The sequence below is a fragment of the Plesiomonas sp. genome (assembly GCF_051650925.1).
Classification (GTDB): Bacteria; Pseudomonadota; Gammaproteobacteria; order Enterobacterales; family CAMTGL01; genus Plesiomonas.
In genome coordinates, this window is sequence record NZ_JBOFRH010000377.1 from 1 (window position 1) to 1,387 (window position 1,387).

Consider the following 1,387-nt stretch of genomic DNA (forward strand, 5'->3'; position numbering starts at 1 on the left):
ATGATCTGTTATATCCCGACTATCTCATTGGCCTTCTCGGTGTCATTCAGTGTAATGACGCAAGCGAGGATGGACATTGTTAAAGAGTATCCGCCATTGCGTGTAGTCGGTACGCTGGGTTTTGCCTCTGGAATGTGGCTGACCAGTTTATCTGGGTTAGAAACGTCCCCAGTACAATTTTATATCTCAGCGGCATCTTCTCTAGCGGTTGCTATTCTGGCGGTGACTATGCCAGCCTGTCGTCCGGCAGGAACTAGTCAAGGTTCAGTTTTGCAGCAGTTTATGAGTTTTGGCCGTCTGTTTACTGATAAACGTTTCGGCGTATTCTTCTTATTTTCAGGTTTGCTTGGTGTCAGTATGCAGTTATCCAATGCGTACGCCGGCACCTTCTTGCATGATTTTGCGGCAAATCCAGCTTACCGTGACAGCATCATGATTAAATATCCGGCAGTGATTGTTTCTATCGGTCAGATGTCGGAAATGATATTTGTGCTTCTGGTGCCTTACTTCCTGACTCGTTACAGCGTAAAAACTGTTATGTTAATCAGTATGTTTGCATGGGTGGCGCGTTGGTTACTGCTCGGATTTGGTAATCCAGGTGAATTATGGTGGATGATTATTCTGTCCATGTTGGTTTGGGGTGTCGCTTTTGATTTCTTCAATTTGGCAGGTTCATTGTTCTTAGAGACTAATGTCGATGCAGGTATGAAAGCCACGGCACAAGGTTTATTACAAGTTATGATTATTGGCGTGGGGGGAACGTTAGGTGGTTTTGTTAGTGGGTGGATGATTGATGCGTTCTTTACCCATGACGGTGTGCGTGATTGGACCGGTATCATGATCTGCTTTGCCAGCTTTAATTTTGTGGTTGCGTTGATATTTATGCTGGTATTTAAAAGTCCACAAACAGGCCGCGTAGCGGCACGTCAAGCTTAACGGGAGTTTATGATGATACATTCTGATAAGTTTTTCCCGCTGCCGTTAACGCGTATCACCCCGCAGGGTTGGGTTCGAGATCAGTTGAATATCCAGTGCGAGGGAATGAGCGGCCATCTGGATCAGTTTTGGCCAGATGTACAACACAGTGCTTGGTTTGGTGGGGAGGCTGAAGGATGGGAGCGTGCACCTTATTGGTTGGATGGCGCGATCCCCTTGGCTTATTTAACGGGTAATCAGGCATTGATCACGCGGATACAAGGGTATATTGATTATATCTTGTCCCATCAGCACGCTGATGGCTGGCTGGGGCCGAAGCAGTCGAACACCGAGAATCCGGAAGCCAAAGAGAGTTATGATATTTGGGCGCAGTTTTTAGCCGTCAAAATGCTGGTGGAGTATCATGCGGTTAGCGCTGATCCACGAATTGAGAATGCGGTAGAAAAAGCAT

The 1,387-nt window shown here is 46.6% G+C and carries 2 protein-coding genes; both read left to right on the forward strand.

Going from position 1 to position 1,387, the window contains the following annotated elements; genetic code table 11:
* The coding region (locus tag ACRC27_RS08640) for an MFS transporter (RefSeq protein WP_438639696.1) at positions 1 to 936 on the forward strand (936 nt) is incomplete at its 5' end.
* Positions 937 to 945: 9 nt separating this feature from the next.
* Positions 946 to 1,387, forward strand: a 442-nt coding sequence (locus ACRC27_RS08645; protein ID WP_438639697.1) for a hypothetical protein, incomplete at its 3' end; no start/stop codon positions are given.